Annotated in this window: 22 protein-coding genes, 1 pseudogene and 1 riboswitch; of the genes and pseudogenes, 16 read left to right on the top strand and 7 right to left on the bottom strand. The window is 54.3% G+C overall.

Annotated features, from left to right (window positions below; all coding sequences use genetic code 11):
- Positions 1–288 precede the first annotated feature (288 nt).
- From GCE01_RS12080 to GCE01_RS12065, 4 genes are read left to right on the top strand one after another with little or no spacing between them, the layout of a single operon-like run.
- Positions 289–2,472 carry a TonB-dependent siderophore receptor gene (locus GCE01_RS12080; protein WP_244591214.1) on the top strand — a complete coding sequence of 728 codons (2,184 nt, stop codon included), beginning with the start codon at positions 289–291 and terminating at the stop codon, positions 2,470–2,472.
- Positions 2,426–2,749, top strand: a complete 324-nt coding sequence (locus GCE01_RS12075; RefSeq protein ID WP_244591213.1) for a hypothetical protein — start codon at positions 2,426–2,428, stop codon at positions 2,747–2,749. The genes GCE01_RS12080 and GCE01_RS12075 overlap by 47 nt, the downstream gene beginning before the upstream one ends.
- Complete coding sequence (locus GCE01_RS12070; protein ID WP_099213269.1) at positions 2,746–4,209, top strand: PepSY-associated TM helix domain-containing protein; 1,464 nt, start codon at positions 2,746–2,748, stop codon at positions 4,207–4,209. Before GCE01_RS12075 ends, GCE01_RS12070 begins: the two co-directional genes overlap by 4 nt.
- Positions 4,206–4,499, top strand: a complete 294-nt coding sequence (locus GCE01_RS12065; RefSeq protein ID WP_244591211.1) for a hypothetical protein — start codon at positions 4,206–4,208, stop codon at positions 4,497–4,499. Before GCE01_RS12070 ends, GCE01_RS12065 begins: the two co-directional genes overlap by 4 nt.
- 2 nt (positions 4,500–4,501) lie before the next feature.
- Here the strand turns inward: GCE01_RS12065 and GCE01_RS12060 are convergent, their stop codons facing one another.
- Both GCE01_RS12060 and GCE01_RS12055 read right to left on the bottom strand, forming a co-directional pair.
- Entirely contained in the window at positions 4,502–5,818 is a 1,317-nt protein-coding gene (locus tag GCE01_RS12060; RefSeq protein ID WP_244591210.1) for a voltage-gated chloride channel family protein, read from the bottom strand.
- A 36-nt stretch (positions 5,819–5,854) separates the two neighbouring features.
- Positions 5,855–5,936, bottom strand: a riboswitch (Fluoride riboswitch).
- Positions 5,937–6,041: 105 nt separating this feature from the next.
- The gene (locus GCE01_RS12055) at positions 6,042–8,426 is read right to left on the bottom strand and encodes a TonB-dependent receptor (protein WP_064275127.1); all 2,385 of its coding nucleotides are present in this window, start codon (positions 8,424–8,426) and stop codon (positions 6,042–6,044) included.
- Between the two features lie 377 nt (positions 8,427–8,803).
- Between GCE01_RS12055 and GCE01_RS12050 the strand changes: the two genes are divergently transcribed.
- The 4 genes from GCE01_RS12050 to GCE01_RS12035 all read left to right on the top strand — a co-directional run bounded on the left by GCE01_RS12050 (position 8,804) and on the right by GCE01_RS12035 (position 12,980).
- The gene (locus GCE01_RS12050; RefSeq protein ID WP_211516779.1) at positions 8,804–9,862 is read left to right on the top strand and encodes a purine-nucleoside phosphorylase; all 1,059 of its coding nucleotides are present in this window, start codon (positions 8,804–8,806) and stop codon (positions 9,860–9,862) included.
- Between the two features lie 204 nt (positions 9,863–10,066).
- Positions 10,067–10,546 carry a Cys-tRNA(Pro) deacylase gene (ybaK, locus tag GCE01_RS12045; RefSeq protein WP_064275129.1) on the top strand — a complete coding sequence of 160 codons (480 nt, stop codon included), beginning with the start codon at positions 10,067–10,069 and terminating at the stop codon, positions 10,544–10,546.
- Complete coding sequence (locus tag GCE01_RS12040; protein ID WP_099213093.1) at positions 10,530–11,753, top strand: DUF2075 domain-containing protein; 1,224 nt, start codon at positions 10,530–10,532, stop codon at positions 11,751–11,753. The genes ybaK and GCE01_RS12040 overlap by 17 nt, the downstream gene beginning before the upstream one ends.
- A 108-nt stretch (positions 11,754–11,861) precedes the next feature.
- Positions 11,862–12,980, top strand: coding sequence for an SMP-30/gluconolactonase/LRE family protein (locus tag GCE01_RS12035; RefSeq protein ID WP_099213092.1), 1,119 nt, complete (start codon positions 11,862–11,864; stop codon positions 12,978–12,980).
- Positions 12,981–13,138: 158 nt separating this feature from the next.
- Here GCE01_RS12035 and GCE01_RS16885 read toward each other — a convergent pair whose 3' ends face one another.
- Positions 13,139–13,351 carry a hypothetical protein gene (locus GCE01_RS16885; RefSeq protein ID WP_167386165.1) on the bottom strand — a complete coding sequence of 71 codons (213 nt, stop codon included), beginning with the start codon at positions 13,349–13,351 and terminating at the stop codon, positions 13,139–13,141.
- A 607-nt stretch (positions 13,352–13,958) separates the two neighbouring features.
- Between GCE01_RS16885 and GCE01_RS12030 the strand changes: the two genes are divergently transcribed.
- Together GCE01_RS12030 and GCE01_RS12025 are read left to right on the top strand one after the other, a co-directional pair.
- Positions 13,959–15,173 carry a tyrosine-type recombinase/integrase gene (locus GCE01_RS12030; protein ID WP_099213091.1) on the top strand — a complete coding sequence of 405 codons (1,215 nt, stop codon included), beginning with the start codon at positions 13,959–13,961 and terminating at the stop codon, positions 15,171–15,173.
- A 90-nt stretch (positions 15,174–15,263) separates the two neighbouring features.
- A complete protein-coding gene (locus GCE01_RS12025) occupies positions 15,264–15,464 on the top strand; it encodes a helix-turn-helix domain-containing protein (protein WP_099213090.1) in 201 nt (66 codons plus the stop codon).
- Between the two features lie 13 nt (positions 15,465–15,477).
- Here the strand turns inward: GCE01_RS12025 and GCE01_RS16690 are convergent, their stop codons facing one another.
- Complete coding sequence (locus GCE01_RS16690; RefSeq protein ID WP_145995796.1) at positions 15,478–15,807, bottom strand: hypothetical protein; 330 nt, start codon at positions 15,805–15,807, stop codon at positions 15,478–15,480.
- Positions 15,808–15,878: 71 nt separating this feature from the next.
- Positions 15,879–16,088 (bottom strand): helix-turn-helix domain-containing protein, encoded by a 210-nt coding sequence (locus tag GCE01_RS12020; protein WP_099213089.1) that lies wholly within the window; start codon positions 16,086–16,088, stop codon positions 15,879–15,881.
- Between the two features lie 165 nt (positions 16,089–16,253).
- Here GCE01_RS12020 and GCE01_RS12015 point away from each other — a divergent pair, with 165 nt between their 5' ends.
- From GCE01_RS12015 to GCE01_RS12000, 4 genes are all read left to right on the top strand, one after another.
- Positions 16,254–16,436 (top strand): hypothetical protein, encoded by a 183-nt coding sequence (locus GCE01_RS12015; protein WP_099213088.1) that lies wholly within the window; start codon positions 16,254–16,256, stop codon positions 16,434–16,436.
- A complete protein-coding gene (locus tag GCE01_RS12010; RefSeq protein WP_099213087.1) occupies positions 16,433–16,828 on the top strand; it encodes a hypothetical protein in 396 nt (131 codons plus the stop codon). The genes GCE01_RS12015 and GCE01_RS12010 overlap by 4 nt, the downstream gene beginning before the upstream one ends.
- A 137-nt stretch (positions 16,829–16,965) precedes the next feature.
- On the top strand, positions 16,966–17,307 hold the full coding sequence (locus GCE01_RS12005) for a hypothetical protein (RefSeq protein WP_099213086.1): 342 nt from the start codon (positions 16,966–16,968) through the stop codon (positions 17,305–17,307).
- The gene (locus GCE01_RS12000) at positions 17,304–19,799 is read left to right on the top strand and encodes a DUF927 domain-containing protein (RefSeq protein ID WP_099213085.1); all 2,496 of its coding nucleotides are present in this window, start codon (positions 17,304–17,306) and stop codon (positions 19,797–19,799) included. Before GCE01_RS12005 ends, GCE01_RS12000 begins: the two co-directional genes overlap by 4 nt.
- Here the strand turns inward: GCE01_RS12000 and GCE01_RS11995 are convergent.
- Together GCE01_RS11995 and GCE01_RS11990 are read right to left on the bottom strand one after the other, a co-directional pair.
- Positions 19,777–20,082 (bottom strand): hypothetical protein, encoded by a 306-nt coding sequence (locus GCE01_RS11995; protein WP_099213084.1) that lies wholly within the window; start codon positions 20,080–20,082, stop codon positions 19,777–19,779. The two genes, GCE01_RS12000 and GCE01_RS11995, sit on opposite strands and share 23 nt — an antisense overlap.
- Positions 20,083–20,141: 59 nt before the next feature.
- Positions 20,142–20,480: a helix-turn-helix domain-containing protein gene (locus GCE01_RS11990; RefSeq protein ID WP_046901019.1), complete on the bottom strand. Its 339-nt coding sequence runs from the start codon at positions 20,478–20,480 to the stop codon at positions 20,142–20,144.
- Between the two features lie 322 nt (positions 20,481–20,802).
- On the opposite strand from GCE01_RS11990, the gene mobQ reads away from it, so the two are divergent.
- Both mobQ and GCE01_RS11980 read left to right on the top strand, forming a co-directional pair.
- Positions 20,803–22,056, top strand: coding sequence for a MobQ family relaxase (gene mobQ / locus GCE01_RS11985; protein ID WP_099213083.1), 1,254 nt, complete (start codon positions 20,803–20,805; stop codon positions 22,054–22,056).
- A 1,445-nt stretch (positions 22,057–23,501) separates the two neighbouring features.
- Positions 23,502–24,563: pseudogene (locus GCE01_RS11980) on the top strand (IS5 family transposase); the annotation flags it as partial.
- Between the last annotated feature and the right edge of the window lie 155 nt (positions 24,564–24,718).

Below are 24,718 nucleotides of genomic sequence, written 5' to 3'. Positions count from 1 at the left end.
TAAATTACACGATACAAAAATATTCCCAACTCACGAATACCAGAAATATTTTTTCGAGCAAATAAAAATAAACTGCCACCACATTCAAATCAAAAATATTACAATATAAATTGAAAGCAATAATAATTACGGAAAAATAACATAGTTCATCGTCAAAAATTTTAACCTGAACCTACTCACCCACAATGCTCACCCGAAAACAATAATTTTTTCAAAAAATTCTTATTGCGAATAATTATCATTTGAATGATAGTCCCGCTTCCTTCATCAAGCCACCGCGTGAGTCCCGTGCCCAGCAATTCCCGAATTACCCCTGCTATTGCCGGTTTGTGCCTTGTTTTCAGCCACGCTCACGCCGCTGACCAGACAACGACGACAACCCCATCAGACAACCATACGAACAGGAAATCGACGTCCACTCCTGCCAAGATGGAGCATATCTCCGTACGGGCACGTAGAATGGCGACCGTGGCGACGTCTGCAACGAAATCGGATACGCCGCTGATCGAGACGGCTCAGTCTGTCACGGTCATTACACGTAATGAGATGGACGTCCGGGGCGTTCTGAACCTCAATCAGGCCGTCCGCTACACAGCCGGCGTCACTGCGGACCAGCGCGGCGGTGCGGTTGGCACGCGTTACGATCTATTTGCCCTCCGCGGCTTCTCCGTCCCAACGTTTTTGGATGGACTGAAACTTCAGGACAGCCCCACAGGATACGCGGTGGCGCAGACCGATACATCACGTCTGGATCGGGTTGAAATCCTTAAAGGTCCCGCCTCTGCACTGTATGGCCAATCCAGTCCCGGCGGCCTGACGGCCCTCTCCAGCAAACTACCCACCGACCAGCGCTTCTACGGCGGGATCAATACAACGGGAGGCATGTTCGACCTTTATCGCGTCGACGCCGATGTCGGCGGGTATGCAACAGACAATGGGTTTGTTCGGTATCGGCTCTACGGCACCGTCAATGGGCAACACACACAGCTAACCCGCACAGGAAGCCGCCGCTTTTCCATCAGCCCTGCGGTGACTTTCGGCGGGAATGGGCCAACAACTCTCACACTGCTTGGGAATTACCAGTACGACCCTGAGAACGGGACTTATGGTGGCGTCCCATTGGTAGGCTCGCTCAAGCGGGCGTCATACGGTTATCTGCCCAGAAACTTCTATGACGGTGATTCATCCTTCGAAAAATACAATCGTCGCCAAGGGGCCATCACCTACATCTTCAATCATACATTCAATAATGACTGGAGCTTCACGTCTCGCGGCCGTTATGACGATGTGAAGACCCAATACCGCAGCGTCTATGACATGGGGTATTATGTCAGCGACGATACGCTGGCCCGCTCAGCAATCGAGACATACGAACGCACCCACAACCTGGCATTCGACAGCCAGTTCAAAGGCAAAATCCGGACAGGCCCGCTGCAGCACACGCTGATGTTCGGCTTTGATTACATGCAGCAGAGCGCGACAGAAGTCGGATTTTATGGCGCAGCACCAGACCTGAACGTCTTTCATCCGAACTACAAAATGGCCATTGATCCGATGTCTCCATGGGTCAACTATCGGACGGACTCCCATCAGGTGGGCGCTTATGGGCAGGATGAGATCCGCTGGGACCGCCTGATCCTGACGGGCAGCATCCGCAACGACTGGTATCGCTCCCATCAGGTTGAGTCCAACTACAATTCAGACAGCCGCCAGAGCCCCAGCCAAATTACTTGGCGCGCCTCCGGCCTCTATCATTTTGATTTCGGCCTTGCGCCGTACATCAGCTATTCGACATCTTTCCAACCACAGTCTGGCGCCGTGTCCAGCGATGGCGGAAAGACGATGCATCAGGCTGCCCCGTCTCTCGGCAAGCAGCTTGAAGGCGGTGTGAAATATCAGGTTCCGGGAACCAGTATCCTGCTGACAGCGACCGGTTTTCACATCGAACAAACCAACGTTCTGGTTGCTGTCGGGAATACGGGGTACAGCACCGCTAGCGGTCTGGTTCATTCAGATGGTTTCGAGTTCGAAGCACATGCTGAGCCATATAAGAACCTGATGGTCACAGCATCCGTCAGCTTCCAGAAAGTCCATGACGATTCAACCGGCAAGCCCCTGATGCAATCGGGCAAAGGGAATTCCTCCCTGTTTGTTTTCTACACGATGCCATCCGGCCCTCTGAAGGGCTTCGGCTTTGGCGGCGGTATGCGATATTCTGCCAAGACCTATGGTGGCGAAGCATCCTATGGCAGCGTCTGGATTCCGCAGTATGCGCTCTTTGATGGCTCTATCCGCTACGATCTCAACAACCTGTCCCACAGACTGCATGGCTGGACAGTTGCTGCCAGTGTCCGCAACCTGTTTGATAAGAACTATGTGGCAAACTGCCTTGCTTACGCCTCTTACAATCAGGAATTCTGCTATTATGGCGAACGCCGCAACGCACAGGCGAGCGTTGGCTACACCTGGTAAGTCTGGTCCGGCGCGCCAGCATCTGACATTGCGTTTACTGGCAGCACTCCCCGGCGGATACGCATTGTCAGCGCTTGGAGGGATCTGCCTAAGCCTCTGGCTCCCCCTCTCCCGCGCAGATTGCGCTATGGCCGGCATCCTTGTCGGCCTGCTGGTCTGGCCGGTTACATTCATGGCCTGCTTTGGCGTTGCCGATGGTCGCAAAGCTTTTGGCGTCACGCTGCTTGCGACACTCCTTACGGGAGGACTGGCTCTTTTAGAGGGATGGAGGCCGTGAAAAGCAATTTTCGCGCCTCCATGGCCTGGCTGCACACAGGCCTTGGGCTGATAACAGGATGGGTTCTTTTCGCAATTGCCCTGTCTGGAACGCTCAGTGTGTTCCGGCAGGAAATCAGCGTCTGGATGCGGCCGGAACTGAGCGCCACCAGCACCTCCCCCATTGAAGCAAGCGCTCACGCCGTAGAGTGGCTCACACAGAATGCCCCCGCATCTCCGGCCTGGTATCTGAATGCACCGACACAACAGGAGCCATTCACACTAGGGGTCTGGTCTGACCCCAAAGGCGTGTATTTGCAGAAAGCACTCAGCCCACAAACCGGCAGCCCTGATGGCATTCGACAAACCTTTGGCGGCGAGTTTTTCTACCGCTTCCATTTCGAGCTTCAACTCCCATACCCGTTTGGCCGGCTGATCGCGGCCATCGCCGCGCTGGCCCTTGTCGTCGGCCTGATTTCCGGCGTCATTATTCACCGCAGGATCTTCGCGGATTTCTTCACTTTCCGCCCTGGAAAAGGGCAAAGAAGCTGGCTGGACGCACATAATCTTCTCGGCGTTCTGGCTCTACCATTTCATCTCATGATCTCCTTCACAGGCGCCGTTACGCTCGGAACCCTGCTTCTTCCTTGGAGCACGCAGGCTGTTTACAAACATGACCTGATGGCCACTTACACGGACCTGAATCCGGCCCTCGATGCCCGTCCGCCCAGCGGCCATCCGGGCCATCTCGCGCCTATCCTGCCCATTCTTCAGGATGCAGAAAGACGCATCGGTGAAGCCGGCATCGCACAGATCTATATCTTCAATCCGACCGATCAGGCGTCCGTCATCACCATCACATCAGGCAACACGAATACCGTCAGCACGACATCCCACACCCTGAATTTTGATGGCACGAACGGCCATCTTCTCAGTGAGCATGTCGAAAAGCGGCCGCTCATTGGTGCTTACACATTCCTGTATGGTCTTCACGTCGCACGCTTTGCGCCGAGTGTGACACGGTGGCTTTATTTTGTGTGCGGACTGATGCTGACGGCCGTCATTGGAAGCGGAATGCGCCTCTGGACGATCAAACGCCTGAGAAGCAACCCTCATCTCGGACATGTGCTGACAGAACGCCTGAATGTGGGGGTTCTGGCCGGGCTTTCCCTGGCGTTTACATCCTATTTCCTTGCAAACCGCATCCTCCCGGCTGGCCTTCCGGGACGGGAAGATCATGAAATTCAGTGTGTTTTCATCATCTGGGCTCTCGCCCTGATTTTCGCCCTGTTCCGTAAATCAGAAGCAGCCTGGACCGAACTTCTGGCTGCCTGCGCTTTGGCATGTCTGGCCATTGCTGCACTGGGGGCGCCATGGCGTGATAGTGTCAGCGCCGCGACAAGTGTAACGGCCGCACTTTTTGCCGGGTCGTTCGCCTATGCCGCCATCAATACCTATCGCAAGAAAAGACTTTCCCCATGATGGGGGCGACGCTGCTGTGTGGGCAGATTTCCATTCTGTTGATGGCGGCGGGTTCTGCTCGTGGCAGCGGCATTTTCTTCAAAAAACACACGTCGGCGTCCTATCTGCTCGGCCTCAGACTGACAGGCTTTGCACTGCTGGGTTTAAGCCTGATGCTTCAGCTCCATGGATCGCAAACGCCCATCATTGATGTCATCACATGGCTTGGCCTGCTCAGCGTAGAAATGTTGCTGGCAGCCCTGCTCTGCACGACATTGAACGCCAAGAAAACCCCGCCCCGCCGGAAATAGCTTTAACGACTACAGACATCTCGCAGCGACTGTCCCTGCTCTTTCGAGAAAAGAGCCAGTTTGGGCGTCCCGATCCTTTGGGAAAGATAGATGCCGGTGTGGCCGGACACGAGATAGGCGATGAAACAACCAGTCGCGTAATAAATCACATCGGTCGCGCCGAAGAGCTCCACCGCCATGAATGTACAGGCGAGAGGTGTATTGGCTGCCCCGGCAAACACGGCCACAAACCCCACCCCTGCCAGAAGATCAACCGGCACACCCAACAGAGGAGACAATGCGTTGCCCAAGCCCGCCCCGATGAAAAAGAGGGGCGTCACTTCTCCGCCTTTGAAGCCGGTTGCCAAGGCGACAAGAGTAAACACCAATTTCCAGAGCCAGCTCCAGGGATAATATCCAGCCCCAAAGAAGTTCAGAATGCTCGCCCCGCCCTCCACATGTGAGACAGTGCCGAGGCCAAGGTAGTCCCGCGTTCCGAGCATCCAGACCAGCAGCAACGTCAGCACCCCACCAATCGCAGGCCGTATCCAGGCTGATGGGCAAAGTCGCTGGAAAACGCCTGCAAGGCGATGAACACCGTCCGCAAACGCCCGGCTTGCGAGACCGAAACACACGGCAGCAAAGCCGACCTTCACAAGCAAAATGGCGTTGACGTGAAACATCGAACCGTCTGCCGCGGCGATCCCCCGAAAGCCGACATGATAAACGGCATGATGGATACCCCATGCATGACACGTCCAGTCTGCGACAATCGAGGCCACCGCGACCGGGAGCAGAGCCGCATAATCAAGCCGGCCGAGCGTCAGAACTTCCAGTCCAAAAACAGCCCCTGCAACAGGCGTTCCGAAAACGGCACCAAAACCTGCGGCGATACCCGCCATGAGCAACAGGCGCATGTCCTGCACGTGCAGCCGGAACAGGCGCCCAATTGCGGCGGCGAAGCTTCCTCCGATCTGAACGGCCGTTCCTTCCCGACCAACAGATGCGCCGAAAAGATGACTGACAACCGTTCCAAACAACACCAAAGGCGCCATGCGGAAAGGGACGCCCCCACCCGGCTTATGAATTTCATCAATAATCAGGTTATTGCCTGCGGCTGATTTCCCGCCGAACCACTGATACAACAGCGCAACGCCCACTCCGGCCAGCGGAAGGCCAAAGATCAGCCAAGGGGCCTCAAACCGTATGTCCGTGGCCTGGTCCAACAACCAGAGAAACAGGGCACAAACAGATCCGACACTTCCGCCCAGCAGTAGAAGCAGAAAGCCCCATCGCAATGTCGTCACAGCCACGCGGGGGAAATTATGGAAAGCAGGCATCGGACGCAATTCTCCTGTCATGCTTCTAAAGAAGCGAGTTTGACAGGAATCATCAGCATCTCGCAGAGGAGAGCGGTTCGACCAGTACGGTCAGGCAGAATCCATTGCCGTTGTCGAAATGCTAGCGTTCAAAGCCAGCGCTGTCATCCTCGCAATACAAAAAAACGGCCCTCTCTGTTTCCAGGAAGAGCCGTCTTTCTCTCAAATGCGTATCGCCGCCAGATCAGAACCCGACAGAGATGTTCCCCGTCACGCTGAAGCGCGGATAAAGGTAATAGGTCGGCGTTCCGCTAGCACTGATCGTGCTGCCATAAACACCCTTGGCTGCCTTGGCATTGGACACGAGGCTGTAGGCGCCAGTCCGGACGAAATCGCCGCCCAGATTGCTGAAATTCAGCTGAAACTTCGGTGCCTTAAACCGGCCGTAGGAGTTGAAGCGATAACCCAGTGACAGATTATCTGTCAGATACCCTGGGATTTTCTCGTCGTTCATAAACGTCGAATACTGGGACGATACGTAGCTGACGCTGCCATTCGCAAAGAAATGGCCATCATCATATGTCAGGCCCGCACTCGCATGCACATGCGGAGACTGAACGGCCGTTTTACCCTTGGTCGGCAGCAGATCACTGACCGTCTGACCATTCAGGGTGCCCGTCGTGAGGATATTGGAATCCATCGTGGCGTTCAGATATTCGACGGAAACATACGGGCTGAGATGGTGCCACGGATGTGCCGAGATCATGAAGTCAACACCACGCGCGGTCTGGTTACCCGCGTTAATGGTGGAACTGATGGCCTGATTGTTGATGTAAACGCTCGTGGACAACAGACGGTTGGTAATGGAGTAGTTGAACAGCTCCAGATCCGTCATGAAGTAATCGTTATCAAAGCGCCAGCCGAGTTCTTCCTTGATCGAATACTGCGGCTTCGGGTTGTACGGATTACCGACATAGCCACCCGTCTGAGCATCATAAACCTGCCCCAGCGAGCCCGGATCTGGCATGCGGAAGTCGCCTTCGGCATTCACATAGATCAGGTTGTGCTGATCGATCCGGTAGCTGATGCCAACCTGCGGCAGAGGCACAACCTGGTTCTGCTCGGTGCGCGGCGTTGACGATGCGCCATTGACCGTCCAGCGATTGATCATGGCAACCTTGATGCCGCCATTCAGCGTCAGGCGATCATGCAGGAACTTGGCCGTATTCTGGAAGAACAGCGAATGGATCTTCCACCCGGCATCCCCCTGATACGGCATATAGCGCGTTCCATTCACATACAGCCCCTTGGAGGTGTTGTACGGGAAGTACTGGCTGCCATTGGTCTGCAACACGGAATACATGTTGTTGACCTGATTATCCTGATAATCGAACCAGTATCCCAGTTCCATATGATCCCAGCTGACCGGATCATAGTTCAGCTTCGCCACAGTCCCAGCGTGTGGACGATAAACGCTGTAGTAGGAGGCTGAGGGCACACTGCCAGAAATGGGCGTTCCACCCTGACCAATGGTCGCGTTGCGACCCGCTCCGCTGAAGAGGCTTCCGTTATAGGTATAGCCACCGTTGTAAACGTAATATGGCTTGAAATCGAAAGAGAATTTCGCCGGCAGATGAATGTGGACAGGCAGCGTTACAAAGACCTGATCCCACATATTGCCATTCAGCATCCCGTATTTTGACGGGTTCGACGGATCATAGCTGGACGAGTAATTATACGTCCCGATCCCGTCTTTCTTGTCATAGAACTGCTTTGCCGTCGGCTTAAGCGGCTCCATCGTGAACTGGTGGTTCCATGAGACAAATAGGTTAACGGAAGAGCCGTCCTCAAAGTCCTTCGCGGCACCGAAATCGAGATGGCGACGCTCGTTCGTTCCTGGTCCATTCCAGTTCCGGGCATGTGTATGAGAGAAGGACGCAAACGTGCGGATGCCGGAATTGCCGATGTCACCGCTCTCAACACGAAGGAACTCACGGGACATGTTGTTTGTGCCGTACGAGAAATCCATCAGGCCGCCGAACTTATGCGACGGCGTCATGGTCTGGGAGTCCATGATACCCGCGGCGGCGGATGTTACCGGCAGATCAATGGCAGACGATCCCGGCGTAACGGAGATCATGTTGACGTTTTCAGTATCAACGTTCTGATTCAGGTAATACGCGGTCGCGACAGGCACACCATTCAACAGAATGCCCATGTCTGAATCGGTCAGGCTTCGGCTGTTGATCTTGCCACCAAGAATACCAGAGCTATCGACAGTAGAAACCGTGACGCTGGGCAGGTTCTTGATCATGTCCAGCGCCGTACTGGCCGGGCTCTGCATCTCGATATACTGGCGCGTGACGGTCTGAACCGAGTGCGATGCCATTTCGTGGCGCATCATGCCACCGCCACCATTCAGCGCCTGACGAGACACACGGACAGAAATTGCTTCCGCGTCCTTGGCATCAACAGCCGTGCGATGATGAGCAGGTGCCACATGAGGATGAACTGGCGCAGCATGCTTACCCCGAGCCTGCGAGACCGCAGCATAGGCTGCTGCATCACAAAATACTCCGGCCAGCACAGTGGCTGTCAGCAGTGTGAGACGTCTGGCACCAAAATTCATCTTCACGCGATCCTAAGATGTGTCGTTTTGCGGCAGAAAATATTCAGAACGTCGACCAAAGCAAGTCGGGCTAAGAACTTACTGATCCTATATTTTGAATTTTATTATGGTTTTTTATCGTATGTGTCTTTTAAATCACACATATAGACAATATATATTTTGATATAATTTATTTATACAGCAGTAAATTCTCAAATATTCCAATATATACTTTAAAATATTACTGTACCTATAAATGGCATCAATCTGTTGCCTATAATAGAACACCTATCGGAGATGAATATTTCTTTTCGATATCTTTCCTGTATGGTGCCCTCATTATGAGAGCGGAACGACGGTAGAAATACATGAAACTTATCTCTTTTGTGCAACAAATCATGCCACCCGCCTTTTCCATGGGCTGCCTGGCAGCACTCGCACTCACAACAGCGTCGGCCAAAGCCAAAGAACAGCCTTGGGATATCCGCGCCGTCGTACTCACCACATACGAAATTGGTGAAGATACCGGAGACCGGGCAGGAGAATTCCAGCCCTGGATCGAAGGAGAGCATCTCACAGAGAAGGTTCCGTTCCCTCTCGGCATTCATCCGATCTACACGGATGCGCAACATCATCTGTTAGTCGTCGTAACGGGAACACCGATTGCCTCGGCAACGACATCCGTCATGGCCCTCGCAACGGATCCGAGATTCGATCTGCGCCATGCTTACTGGATGGTGGATGGTATTTCCGGCTTTGACCCCACCGTCGCGTCCGTCGGTTCAGTTTCAATCGCGGACTATGTGGTTGGAGACATCACGCGTTACATCGACAAACGGGAAGCTCCGAAAGAATGGCCATACGGCTATTTCATGATCACCGCTCAGAAGCCCAATCAATACGCTCTGTCGGGCGGGGATGCGCCCGATGGCAGCATTCAGCACAATAATGCATTCCAGCTAAATTCTTCTCTGGTGCACTGGGCTTATGACCTGACCCAGACCGTCACACTGTCTGATCCTCCGCAACTCGAAGCCCAGCGCAAGCTCTACAAACCAACCGACATCGCTGCTGGACGCCCAGCTGTCGTGACGGGCGGAGACTTCGGCTCGGATACCTTCTGGCATGGCAAGATTATGACCGGTTTTGCTCGGGACTGGGTACATCTTCTCACACAGGGCAAGAGCCATTTTGTGTCCAGTGACATGGAAGACTCTGGCATTCTCGAAGCCCTGACACGCCTTGGGCAGGCCGGTCGCGTGGACAGCAGCCGTGTTCTGGTTCTTCGCAGCGCCTCAAATTACACTGAGCAGCCTCACGGCATGACAGCCGTCCAATCCATGAACAGCGGCTATGACGGAGAAAAAGTAGCGCTGGATAACGGATACCGTGTGGGCTCCCGCATCATTCATGAACTCCTGCAACACTGGGACAAATTCGGCACCCGAACGCCCTGAGGAAGCCTCACCTTCTGTTGCCGGCATAATATTGCGAAGTCTTGCTGAAGGGTTCATACAGCATGTCAGACTCTCTTTTCCGTGAGAGAGCCTGACATGGAAGCGCCTATCCGCTTCAGCCGCCGACCGGACATGTTTATCGACTGATCGTGCCCCCTTCGACGGCTCCTGCAAGGTGCTTCGCGGCCAGACAGGGGATCACACATGAGCCGAGAAACCAGCGCCACTCTTTTCCTTGAAAAACAGGGCGTGCCTTTCAGTCTGCATGACTACGAATACAATCCGAATGGCGGCCTGATCGGTATGCAGGCGGCTGATGCCATCGGCGCTGATCCAGGCAGTGTGCTCAAAACCCTCGTTGTCGAAATCGACAAGAAACAGCCAGCCTGTGTCGTGGCTCCTGCTCATCAGAAGCTGAATTTGAAGAAGGTCGCAGCCTTATTCGGCGGCCGGAACGCAAGAATGATGAATCCGGAAAAGGCCCACGAACTGACAGGCTATCAATCCGGCGGCACAAGCCCCTTCGGCCAGAGTTCCCCCATTCCCGTTGTCCTGTCTCAGGACGCCATGGGACAGGAAGCAGTCTACATCAACGCTGGCCATCAAGGGTTCGTGGTGCGCATTTCCCCCGCGGACGCTCAGCGTATCACCGATGCCAAGGTGGCCGATGTTGCCGCAGACTGAGAAGCTCTCTTCAGCGCAAACAAACGCCGCCATCACAAAATTTTCCCTGTCGCGTCACTTGTCAGCTGAGCAGAAGGATCTTTTAAACGACGTCCTCTCGTTCTGCTCCGCGCATCTGTCAGATCAGAGCGCGCTCCTCATCATTGAAGGCGCTGTCGGCACAGGGAAGAGCGTTGTCCTCAATGCAATTTTCAACACAATTCAGACACGCGCACGCTCAAAGAACCCAGATGATCCCATGACGGGCACCCGCAACATGCTACTGGTCAATCATCCGGAAATGCTGAAGCTTTACCGTAATGTCGCTGCGGAGACGCCAACTCTTCGCAAGGCCGATTTCGACAGACCTACGACGTTCATCAACCGCCTGCACAAAACCAATCAGACGGCAGACATTGTTCTGGTCGATGAAGCCCATCTGCTTCTCACCCGAGCTGACCGATACAATCACTTTCAGCAACAAAACCATCTCGAAGAAATTCTGGCGTTGGCCCGCGTAGTCGTCGTGGTGTTTGACCCGTTACAGGTGCTGAAATTCAAGAGTCACTGGTCTGCGGATCTGCTCGACCGTTTCAAAACGGGTCGAGCAACCCAAACCCTGCACTTAACCACGCAATTTCGCGTCGAGGCGGGTCCAGAAGTTCGGCATTGGCTGGACCAACTTGCAGCGGGACACGTGGGAAAGCACCCTCAAGACCCAGACTTTGATCTGCGCGTTTATGACGACTGCGCCCAGCTTTACGATGACCTGAAAGAGCGGAATAACGAAGTCGGCCTATGCCGACTGCTCTCAACTTACGACTACTCTTATCGGCTGGATGGAGAAGACCACTTCATCGAGGAAGGACGTTTCCGCCTGCGATGGGATCGCTCCAAACCCGATGAAAAGCTTCCTTGGGCCGAACGCCCTGACACGATTGACGAAGTCGGCTCGGTCTACACAATTCAGGGCTTTGACCTGAACTACGCTGGCGTCATTCTAGGCCCTTCCCTGTTCTATGACGCTCAGACTGACAGTATCCGCGTCGATCCGGCCCGCTACGAAGACAGTGCTGCCTTTCAGGGACAGAGCGGAATTGTTGCTCCCCAGATGGCGAAAGAACGCATCATTCTGAATGCGCTGAATGTCCTGCTCACCCGCGGGATGAAAGGTCTTTACCTATACGCGCATGACCCTGCGCTTCGAGAGCGACTACGCAACAGCTAGGGCCAGCCTGCTGCATGATAACTTTCCAGCCTGAAACTTTAACGCTCAACTTAACTTGAATTGTTACCCGCACAGCGTTCTGATCCAGTGCGGCAAGGAGATTGGTTCATGACACTTCGCTATCCAGCCCTTCTTGCCGCACTCGTTGGCGCCCCATTAATTGCTTCCACTGCCCACGCTGCGGAAACCACAGACAAAGGTTTCACAGCGTCCGGAAACGTCGAAATCATCGGGCGCTTTACCGATGCGCAGCCCTCCGGCATTGCCGCACTGCCAGATGGTCGGCTCGTCCTTGGCTTTCCTCGGAGCGTCAAAGACCATTCCGGGCCACGTCTCGCCACATATGCTGACGGCCACCTGACGCCGTTCCCCAATGCCGAAACACAGCAGGATTTCGTGTCCCCTCTCGGCATGACCGTTGATGCAAAAGGGCACTTCTGGGTGCTCGATGAAGGGATGCTGGCAGGCAAAGGAACGATCACAGGCGCGCAAAAGCTGTTTGAAATCGATCCTACGACCAACAAGGTTTTGAACGTTCTTACCCTGTCGGCGCCAACTCTTTTGCCAGACAGTCACGTCAATGACGTTCGGATTGACCTGACACATGGAAAGTCTGGAACCGCGTTTATTACCGACACTTCAACGGGTACTCATCCGGCGCTGATCGTCGTGGATCTTGCTTCCGGGCACCAGCGCCGCATTCTGGCCAATACGAAACCCGTCATGCCCGAGAACGGTTTTGTCGCCGTCATGGATGGCAGAGCAGCCCGATACAATCCAACCAAAGCTGAAATGCCCCAGGGGGGCGCCAATGGTATTGGCCTCAGCCCAGACCAGCAAACGCTCTATTGGCAGCCCCAAACAAGCCGCCGCCTCTATGCGGCCCCCACGTCAGTTCTGTCGGACTGGAAAGCCACAGAAAAGCGCATCGAAGCCTCCGTCCTTGATAAAGGCGAAAGCGGGATGGGAGACGGCATGGCAACCGGACCTGACGGCTCTCTCTACATTACCGATGACGAACGCCACGCAATCCTGAAGCATGCTCCTGATGGCACATTATCAGTCGCGGCCCATGATCCGCGTATGATTGAACCAGATGGCCTGACCTACGGAAAAGACGGCCTGTACTGCACGATCGGACAATGGGCGCGGTTGCCAGACTTCCACAATGGAAAAGACATGCAGGAATTACCGTATATTGTCGTAAAAATTACTTTGCCTAAGTAACTCTTAATCCCGGGGCCGCATCCAAATGAAACACTGGGCTCTGCAGCACCGGCCTACTCGTTTTTTGGCAGCATGATTGGCTGGGATAGAGTTTATATTTGAGCAGTAGATGGAACAGCTATTCGCCTTTCCATCGCCACTTCCATCCGCCTTCCGTTTTAGCCGAACAAATCCAAAGCAGTCCGACGACCGACACAAGGTCCACGATAAGGGAAATAATAAACAACGGAAACGCTCTTGGCCCACATCATGACCATATTGCTCAGAAGGATTGTGCCAATAGACACGAGAATGGTCACACGTCCTTCCCATGTTATTGCGCGCCCTGCTCCATAACCATATTGCTTCGCCGCAAACCAAGGTCTTTCCATGAGTGGTGCCCCCCCTAAAAGAATATCTGGTAAAAAATTGGGGGGGGGCGCGCAGCGGCACACGTCAAGGCGAATGGCCCGTGTCACACAAATTTCGCAAGATCGCAGGAAATACTCGCAAACAATACCGGCAGAAGAAACCGACCGATGCGGACTTTGAAGTCCGATATGCAGGTTCAAACCAGCGGCGCTCAAAAAAAACTTAATAACGCGCCACTGAATGTTGCCCACAGCGCCTAACCGGACGTCTGGATTTTATCGTCATGATGAAATGTGCAGTTGAGCGATTCAATGTGCGGTCTTTCGCACAGATCAACCCTCGACGAAGCTATACCGCCGTCAGACCCTACGCACAGCGAGAACTGAGTGGTGTCCACGCTGCAAAATAACTGATTTTCTTGGAAGAAAAGACCTGGTGGAGAGAGTTGCCACCGACTTATTGTTTCATACTGTCCACACCTGCCTTATTATCTATATGATTCCAAGGGATTTTATAGAAAAATCATCCCCGTTTGTGTCACGCAGAACCCCATTATCAAGATCTTTAACATGGGTCTTAACGTGGGTTTTCGTGATTGATCAGATATTCTCTGCTATAATTTGAGGTATGCCGAAAATCGTAATGAATCGTCTGACCATCCGTACAATGAATTCCCTTAGAGATGGCGTGTATGGCGATGGCGGAAACCTTTGGCTCACTATTAAAGGGAATACCAGAGCATGGTCTGTTCGCTTTAAAAGCCCACTAACGGGAAAGACCCGTGAAATGGGAATTGGATCAGTGCGGCATGTTAGCTTGGCAGATGCTCGCCGTTTGGCGGCTGAAGCTCGACAGATGATTTTTGATGGGTGCGATCCAATAGAGGAAAGAAAATCTCAGAAAGCTACCTTTAAGCAGGAACGCAGCTTAAAATTCGATGATATCGCTTCCCGCTATATTCAGGAACAAAGCCCTGCCTGGAGAGATCCACGACAAGCACCTATTTGGACTACGTCTCTACAGCGCTATGTCTTCCCAGTTTTCGGCGACAAACCAGTTGCAACAATTACAACAGAAGACGTTTTAAATGTCCTGCGCCCAATCTGGACAACCAAGACCGAGACAGCAGGCCGAGTACGTGGACGAATTGAACGTATTCTGGATTACGCCAAGACCCATGGCTGGAGAGAAGGAGAAAATCCAGCCCAGTGGCGTGGCCATCTTTCCAATATTCTTCCAGCCCCAACAAAAATTACAAAAGTAGAACACCATGCCGCTGTGGACCGAATGGTCATGCCGTGCGTAATGAAGTGCTTAATCACGTCAAATGGGCTGGCTGCAAAAGCCGTACAATTTCTTTGCCTTACAGCAGCCCGTTCCGGTGAAGTACGCTCAGCCACATGGAATGAAATTGATTTGAACGCGAAAATTTGGACCGTACCAGGAGAGCGTATGAAAGCAGGCCGCGAACATCGCGTTCCCTTATGCGACGGCGTATTAGAGATACTAGAAGCTGTTTTACCTCTCCGTGATACCCAGAATGGCGACTATATCTTTCCGGGCCAAAAGATTGGGAAAAACCTCTCGGACGTCGCGCTATCCAAAGCCCTTCACACTGCGGCTGGCACCAAAAATGTTACTGTGCATGGTCTGCGCTCTACTTTTCGGGATTGGGCTGCTGAAGAAACCGACTTTCCAAGAGAAGTGGCCGAAATGGCATTAGCGCATACCATCGGTGATAAGGTCGAAGCCGCTTATCGACGCGGCGACCTTTTCGAAAAGCGGCGGCTGTTAATGCAAGAATGGTGTCAGTACGTCACCCGATCCGAACTCCAAAAATAATTCATTCAAGATTCTTGCTTTTCGAAAAACAGATACCCCAGACTAAATTCGTGGCCACAACTTCGGTGCGCCCAACATGGAGAACAAATAATGAACACCGTCGCAGCCTTTCCAGAATATGCCAGCATTCCTCTGATTTCTCAGCGCTTCAACATCAGTCGGTCAACAATTTATCGCATGTTGGGTCAAGGAGACATTCAAGCGGTAAAAGTTGGTCGAATTACAAGGATCGTGACCCATTCTGTTGAAGCACATTTCTCAACACTACCTCGCCTCAAAGCGGCGGCCTGAACGAAGAAAATTCTTATCCCAAATCATCCCAGCGTTCCCTGAAAACATCTTTCAGATACCGAGGCGGATCCAACCAATAGAGCGGGCCGCTCGGATCCTTCTTGCGGAGTTCGAAAACCTCCAGGCTATTTAATAAAAAGGATATTGGCTCAGAGGACATTACATTTGTCGTTATAATCATCCAGTCGAACGCCAAAGCATCCGGATTTATAATATTTACCCCCAGCCTGACCGCATTTTTACTGCTGAAGGCGCGTGATTGTACGCGCAACAGCCTGTCGCCTACCCCTTTTTGGATCTCGACCCCAGTTGATCGTGAAGAACCGATCGTAGAGGAACGCACGTTCCATCCCCGTCGAGACAGTTGCCACGTGACATAAGCGCGACCAGCGCTTGCTACACAAGTTTTGCTTATCACGCTTCGTGCTTTTTCAGCCGAACGCCTGCACCGCCGCCATTTTCCGGTACAAACTCAATTCCCGCTGCTTCTAAAACGTACCGTATAGCCTGAATGGTACGTGGGTAGAGAGCTTCTCCCCGCTCAAGGCGAGTGATGGTAGTAGGCGACACGTTTGCAGCCTCCGCCAACTCCCGTACGCCCATTTGTAAAGCTGCTCGAGCCATTCGGCACTGTACGGCGTCCACTGTGTTACCCTGTGACAAAGTTGTTGACTTTCTCACCGAGAATGGCACTTTGAGCCAACCTTGTCACCTTGTAGCAAGGTGATCAGACAAGAGGGGTAGGAGCCTCTGGCCTGATCTAACCACAAACCGAGAGGACACTCGGCAATGGCTAACCGCGCCTATATCATATCCACATCCTTGCGGGCAGCAGTTCCCAAACTGCACGCCCTTTGTGACTTTGCCTCAGGCCTGGCAAATGCCACTCTGTGCCTGATTGCCATCGTCAGCCTGCTCTCTACAGATCCTTGTGCACTTCCTTCATTTCCTATGCTGGAGGGCCAGCAATGAGCGCTCTGACACTGGAAGAGATCCAGGCCGCACGCCTACGCGTGTCTGCTTTGTGGAATGAGGTTTCCCGGCAGAGACAGAAACTGACAGAACGCATTGGGCCACGTGGCCTGATGATCGGGATTTTCGTCTCGACAGCGGCCGAAGTCACACCGCTGCATGTCAACAGCCCGAAGGAATTCATCAGACTCTGGCGTGCCCTGCCAGAGTCCGTGCGCGAAGATCGTCATGACAAACTCCGCGATCTGCGGAGTGCCTGTGCGCGCTGGGATGCAGAGGCCAGACGGAGTGGCCTCCTCGACCTTGAACGAGAAGCATCCCTCGAAACCGAGCACTTCAAACGCCTGATGAAAAACTGGTCTGACGCAGATCTGCTCGACACACCGTCCTAAAGGATCTGTGCGGAAACAGTCCCGTCATCGGGCTGTTTCCGCGTTGCCGCTTTCATTCAAACACCTATCGGCGCGATCAGGGTCCTCTGCCCTCTGGGCGGCCCTGATTTCGCCGACACTATAAAAGCATTGCTGACATGACGTTTTCTTCGTCTTCCTGCGACCGGGCTGCATCGGCGCGGTCGGTCGACTGCGCCCGCATTAATCATGCAGCCTTGAGCGTTCTTCCCCTTCTGCTTCAACGCTGGCTTCCGGATGGTAGGAAAGAAGGGCGTGAATGGGTCACTCTGAACCCCTGCCGGATAGATCGCCATCCGGGCAGCTTCAAAATCAACCTGCATACAGGGCGATGGTCAGATTTTGCCACTGAGCACCGAGGGGGAGATCCTGTCTCTCTGGCCGCTTACCTGTTCGGACTTTCGTACCACGACGCTGCCCGAAAAATCGCGGTCATGCTGGGATTAGAGGACATCCCATGAGCGATACCATGACGCATACAAAGGCCTTCGCCCCTTTGTCCGAGGCTGAAAAGAAGCCTCGTAGTGGAGAGGACAGCCACGAGGTGTGGGAACCTGCTTCTCCGGCGCCCGCAGACCCCACCCTGCCACACGGCGCCTCAGCACTCTGGATCTATCGCAATGCTGCCGGGCAGCCGCTCTGCGCGCGTTTCCGCAAAGATACAGGAGACGGCCGCAAGACCGTGCTCCCCTATGCCTATGGGCGCAGGATCTGGACCGACAGCCGCGGCACAAGGCAGGACATTACGGGTTGGCACATCAAGGAAGGCGTGAAGCCACTTCCGCTTTACGGCCTCGACCGTCTGGCGGGGCACCCGGAAGAAACCGTGCTCCTGGTCGAAGGAGAAAAGACAGCTGAGGCCGCCAGCATCCTGTTCCCTGCCTATGTGGCAATGACCTCTCAGGGAGGAAGCAAGTCCGCAAACCGCAATGACTGGCGACCACTGGCCGGGCGCAGGGTTGTCCTCTGGCCTGATGCTGATGAAGCCGGTCAATCCTGGGCGGATGCCGTGATCCGGTCTCTGCGCGATGTGGGCGCGCACATCGTCCGGCAGGTCGTCCTTCCCTCGGGTCTGCCGTCTGGATGGGATCTGGCAGATGATCTGCCACCAGAAATGACCAACGGGAGCGGTTTGGCAGATCTGGACATCCTGCGCCCCTGCCTGGAAAGCGCCCCTCTTGCGGCCCCCAATGTTGAAATGCCGCCTGGTTACGTCATGTCAGGTGGAGGCCTGTATTTTCAGTCTGAAGGCTCAGGCGATATCGTGCCGCCTCCCGTCTGGATTGCGGCCCCCTTCGATGTCATTGCCGAGACCAATGACGGTGGCGGCTTTGGCTGGGGTCTGCTGATCCGCTGGCAGGACCGGGACAGCCGCGTACATGAATGGTCCATTCCCAAAAAAATGGTTCATGGAGAAGGCAGAGACATAGCGGGAGAGTTGGAGGACGCAGGTCTGAACTGCTCGATCTCCGGCACGCGCTATCTCCGGCAATTCATCGCATCCGTTCACACCAAGCTCAGACTGCGATGCGTAGATCGTGCGGGCTGGCATCCCACCCAGAGCAGTCATTCCTTTATTCTGCCGGGCGGCCAGACCATCGGAACAGGCGCACGCTCTGTCGTATTCCAGTCTTCCCGCGCTACGACCGGACGCGAGTTTGCAACGGCAGGATCTCTTGGAGACTGGCAGCGGGAGATCGCGGCCTATGCGGTTGGCAACAGTCGTCTTGCACTCTTCATCAGTGCAGCCTTTGCCGGACCTCTTCTCGATATAGCCGCAGAGCAGTCAGGAGGTCTGCACCTGGTGGGCAAATCACAATCCGGCAAAAGCACGTCTGCTTTCATCGCGGGAAGCGTCTGGGGACGTGGCGATCGCGAAGGACAAATCAGGGCGTGGCGCGGGACAGCCAACGGTCTGGAAGGCGTGGCAGCCGAGACCTCCGATACCGTGCTCATTCTTGATGAAATGGGACAGGCCGACGCCCGTGAGGTAGGTGAGATCGCTTATATGCTCGCCAACAATACCGGCAAGCAGCGGGCGAGCCGCAATGGTGACGCACGACAGCGCAAAACATGGCGCGTCCTGTTCCTTTCAACTGGCGAAATCACACTGGCAGCCAAAATGGGAGAAGCTGGAAAGCAGGTCATGGCCGGTCAGGAAGTCCGCCTGGTCAATATTCCTGCGGATGCCGGTGCAGGAATGGGCGCTTTCGAGACCCTTCATGGCATAAGTTCAGCCGGCGATCTGGCAGATCACCTGAGGACTGCTTCGCGCACGTATTACGGCACGGCCTCCCGCGTCTTTCTGAGCCATTTGGTTCAGGATCGGGCCAGCAAAGCCGAGGACCTGGAGCAGGCCATCAAAGCAATTCGCAAGCGCTTTGAGGCTGCTTTTGTACCAGCGGGCGCAGATGGACAGGTCCGAAGTGTCGCTGGCCGTTTTGCGCTCATCGCAGCAGCGGGGGAACTGGCTCAAGGTTATGGCGTGCTGCCCTGGAAGCACGGCGAGGCTTTGGACGCCGCGGGCATCTGCTTCAAGGCATGGCTGACAGAACGCGGCAGTGTGGGGGCCAGCGAAGATACCAGAGCTATCAAACAGGTCCGGGCTTTCATCGAGCAGCACGGCGAGAGCCGATTCAGTAACATAGCGCACATGAAAAGCACTCTGGCGGGAGGTCCTGCCGAGACCAGAACCATCAATCGTGCCGGATTCAAGCGAAAGATTGGCACGGCGGACGGCGAAAGCTGGGAATACCTTTTCCTGCCTGAAACCTGGAAGGCGGAGGTCTGCAAGGGACTGGATGCGACACGCGCTGCCAAGGCCGTTCGGGATGCGGCCTATCTGATCCCGGCGGATGCAAAAAATCTGACCACGCCAATCCGCGTTCCGGGTGAAGGACGCCCTCGTGTCTATGTTGTGAGGAGTGACATCATGGATGATGACCATGCCTGACACTGCAGCCCGCAGGTCGACGGTATTCTTTTCTGGTCGTGACAACCGGTCCGGTCGTGCCAGCTTCGATCAAACCCTGGCTTTCTGCCGCTGACAGCGTCCCGCCGGTAGTCACGACTTTACTTTCTGCAATCGTGCCTGTCGTACCACCACCATCCATCTGCCTCCCTTTGACACGACTGGTACGACAACCACGAAGCACAGGCCGTGCCGGATTTCTCGGCAGAGAGTGGCAGTTTTCAAAGACATTCAGGCAGTCGGCACGACCCGGAACGACTGTCACGACGCCTTTCCACGAGTGGAAAGCTCGGCGGCCTCGACATCAACCGCTCCCTTTCCAGTCTAGAAATCATCACAAATCTCGACAGTTGTTGGCCGGACAGATTTTGGCAGCAGGGAGAGAATGTCTTTGACCCGATGGCGTTCCAGATAAAGCGCGTTGAGATCCTGATGCAGCAAAGGAACACCGACAATGTACGCCGCTTCGAACACGACGCCGATGCTGCATGTGAGATCCCCACGCTCAATCCTCTGCAAGAGAGATCGGGAAATGCCAACTCGCTCGGCCAGTTCCTCCATCGTCATTCGGTTGCGGATCCGTTGCTCGCGAATCATGCTGCCGAATACTGACATCGCAATGCGCGTGTACCGCGCATAGGCACGAGTCTTGGGTTTAACCATCGTCTTTCTCAGCCTTCCGTGATGTTCATTCTGCTGACTATGGATCATTAGTAATCCATAAAGCGCTTCCGGGATCATTAATAAGACAGGCTGGGTATCTTCTGGTTCTTCGCGCCCACAATCAAATGATGGGCAACGATAAGGATCGTGTTATCCCAGAGCCGCTGAGGCCCGGAGCGATCTCGAGTTTTTCGACATCCTGAAAGCCTGTGTCAGACCTCCTGCTCACAGGGTTTGACGTCTCTTCATCCCCCGACCGGATCAGGCAAGTGCGCGCCTATACATTGGTCTCTCTTGCAAGTGCCGAAGTTACGATTTCGGCATGGCTCTCTATCACCTGCACGCAAAGATCCTCAGCCGCTCCCATGGGCGCAATGCCCTTGCATCGGCAGCTTATCGCTCAGCATCCCGGCTGCACGATAGCCTCCGCACCAGGCGACATGCCTTCACGAAAAAAACAGGGGTCATCCACTCCCAGATCCTGCTCCCCACAGGTGCGTCAGAGGTTTTTCTGGACCGGAGCACACTCTGGAACGAAGTCGAGCGTGTCGAAAAACGCAAAGATGCCCAACTGGCCCGGGAGGTGGAATTTGCTCTGCCGTGCGAGCTCAAGCCTGTTCAGGCCATTGGGCTGGCACGGGATTTTGTCCGCCAGCAATTTGTCAGCCGAGGCATGATCGCCGATCTGAATGTGCACTGGGATATCGCCAGGAATGGACAGAAGAAGCCTCATGCGCACGTGATGCTGACCATGCGCCATGTAGACCACAGCGTCTTTGGTCAGAAAAACCGGGCGTGGAATGCAAAGTCTCTTTTACTCTTCTGGCGCCAGGCCTGGGCAGATCTGGCCAACGAGCGTCTGGCGACTTTTGGCATTGATCGCCGCATCGATCATCGCTCCTATGCCGCACGCTGCATCCCTTTGGAGCCGCAAAGCAAAATTGGTCCGGTTGATGGCCCATTCCGTGCGTCCCGCAGGCAGCGTCAGATCAAAGCCCATCAGGCCATCGCAGACCGGAACGGACGCCGACTTCTCCAGAATCCGCATCTCGTAAGAAAGGTCCTGAGCCAGGAACAGCAGCGGGTGACACGGCAGGATCTGGCACGCTTCGTCTCCCGCCACACAAACGGTGCCGAGCAGTTCGGACAGGTTTTTGGCGTACTGGAGGTTACTTTGGGAGCTCCGCCGACCACGCCTGACGCCCATCGTCTGGTCCACGTTATGGACGCCTATGCTCGTGCCTGGGTAGAGGCAGCGGCCTATGCCGCACACGGTGCCCCCGTCCCTCTCCGGCAGGCTGATCATTTGCGCCATCAAGGAAAAGCACTGGAAAACCTCTGGCCCAACGCTCGGCAGACGCTTGATCGAGCGATGGGAGCCAACCCGGATCTCATGGACAAGATGCAACAGACACGGGGAACGGACCGCGCCCTAATCCTGCTCAGGGCGATCGCCTTACAGCGGCAGAAGGATCCGTTCGGAGTCCAGAAATCCTCACACCCTCAGCACAACCACCCTGAAGAAACCGATCCAGATCTCCCGCCTCCAGAAGGCGAAAATTCATGGCACCTGTGAACGTTTTTCGACCTGAGCCCCCCAATGTGAAGAGTTTTCGACCACTGTGAAAGAAATTCGACCGCTCGCCGCATCGCGCAGGATAAGTACAAAGGGATTTTTCAACTAAGCGCTTCAGTTGGCGGTTCACTAATAGTGATCAATCCGGACGAAATGGCTGCTTTTGAGAGTAAGTAGAGTGTCAGCTGTTAGGCAAGAGAATTAGACAATTAACTACTCGTGCGACCGATATTGATGACGGATTTCGCTCATTCCGGTCATTCCGGTCATTCTTGGAGCCAAGGCGGTTTTCCAGAAGCGAACATAAGCAGCATTTCGGGGTTAATTGATCCAGTAACCGCTAGTATCGAATGCGCCTTTACGGTCCAACAATTAGACCACAAAGGCTGATGATGGATTGTCATGCAAGTCTCGGCTTCGGAATATATTCAGAGACGAGAATATCGTGGGAGTTGGATGCTACCTAGGAAAATTTCTTTTCAGCTCTGACTTCCCACGCGCCAAGAAAGACGGCAAAATCTTCCATAGTATTCTGCTTCGACTATCAGAAGGATTAGGCCTTCTGTCAGGTGATGTCCAAGCATTATAGACAACAAAAGTGAATTATGATGATACGCTCTATCTGGTTTCAACGGTTCACATCTCTCATTCAACCGAGTCTTGTAGCAATCTACACTTCACATAGTCGCAGGCCGACAGAACCAATGCAGGTAGGTACTGGCTTCCTAGTGGCCCACCGGTCCAGACCTGTGCTTGTTACAGCCAAGCATGTTCTGCGAGGAAACAATTGGAAAGAAAGCCCCGGAGATAAAGCCGTTCACATAGGGGGTTCTTGGGTCTATATCGGTCAGAATAACGAATCTCTTTTCAGCGCAAAAAATCATGACCTTGCAGCGATTTATATGGACGAGTTTCCACTGAAGAGGTGCTTGCCTTCTGCCAATTTGGCCTTGCGGCCATTAGATGCAAGGGTTGTCACTATTGGAGGCTACCTTGCCCGTGATTTTAAAAGAGCAGGGAATGTACTACGTCCTGCCCCCCATATTTATAGCAATCGTAGGCTTGGCATGCGCCCTGGACTTGTCGGGTTACATTATCCGAAACGACGAAACATTTACACAGCGACAGGTGAACCGGCCGTAACTTCCATACCGTCCGGCTTATCAGGATGTCCCATGATGGATACCATTAAACTTGTCAGTAATCAGATAAGCATCTTAGGGGTTTTCACCAGTCAAGACGACGGAAAGGCGTGGGGAGTGGAATCAAACATTTTGCGGGCGTTGCTGGCCGCGTTTTGATATCCATACATTAATAGTCCGCTCAGCACGATTTGCCGGTTTCGAATTAAGCCTAATGGGCCATCTGGAGGGTTCGAAAAACCCCTTGGCTCTGAACTGTTGGCTGTGATTCCCTACCTTGTGTGATGATTGGGGGGATGGCTCATGAAGCAGCTGGGTTTCTTTGATGTGACGAGCGGCTTGCCCGGTTAAGCGGCCTCGGCGACCAACTCGAAGCTTTTTCCCGGACTGTAGATTTTGATGCGTTCCGCCCCGATCTGGAGAAGGCTCTGGCCTATTCAGATAGGAGCAAAGGCGGCCGTCGCCCGTTCGATCCGATGCTGATGTTCAAGATCCTGATCATCCAGACGCTGAACAATCTCTCCGACGAGCGAACGGAATATCTGATCAACGACCGCCTGTCCTTCATGCGTTTCCTCGGTTTGGGACTGTCGGACCGGGTGCCCGATGCCAAAACGGTCTGACTGTTTCGCAAGCGTCTGACCGAGGCAGTCGCCATCCAGAAGCTGTTCGGGCGCTTTAACGCCACCCTGCGTAACGCTGGTATCTGCCGATGTCCGACCAGATCCTGGATGCCACGCCGGTGGCAGCGCCAAAGCAGCGCAATACCAACGGGGAGAAAGCCGATCTTCGGGAAGGCCGGATCCGGGAAGACAAGCCGGTGTGCCTGTCCCACAAGGACAGGCACGCCGCTGGACGCTGAAGTTCACGAAGGCAAAGCTGCAGGAGGACGGGACGCTCCCGGCCACGGACCTCGCCATTCCGTTCTTTGGCTACAAATCGCATGTTTCCATCGATCGAAATTTTCGACTGATCCGGAAATGGAAGACAACGAATGCCGCTGCCAGTGATGGCGCCAGACTGCGCGAGGGCGTGCTGGATAAAACCAATACGGCCTCAACCATTTGGGCCGACACCGCATATCGCTCGAAAGCCAATGAGGACTTCATGGACAAAGAGGGTTTCGTCTCGAAGGTCCTCAGGAAAACGCCGCATCTCAAGTCCATGCTCCGCCATATCCAGCGGTCCAATGCAGGGAAGTTGGTGATCCTATCGCGCGTCGAGCATGTCTTTGCCGATCAGACATCGCAGACGGGTCTGTTCGTCTGAACCGTGGATATTACCCGGGCCACCATACGGATCGGCCTGGACAATATTGTCTACAACATGCGCCGCTTCCTCTTCCTCGAGAGGTTGAACGCGAGCGCGTTGCCATCCCGGTGGCGATACTCCCCCGTCAGTTCAAAACGCAGATCGAAAGCCACCCCGGGAACCTTCAATCAGCACGCCACAACCCTGAAATCACGAGCCAAGCGCATCAACCAACGATTCTTCGATCCCTCCACCTGCCTTTGCCCACC

This window comes from Gluconobacter cerinus (assembly GCF_002723935.1).
GTDB lineage: Bacteria > Pseudomonadota > Alphaproteobacteria > Acetobacterales > Acetobacteraceae > Gluconobacter > Gluconobacter cerinus.
The sequence above is the reverse complement of the archived record's forward strand: the minus strand, read 5'-3'. Positions and strand labels throughout refer to the sequence as shown.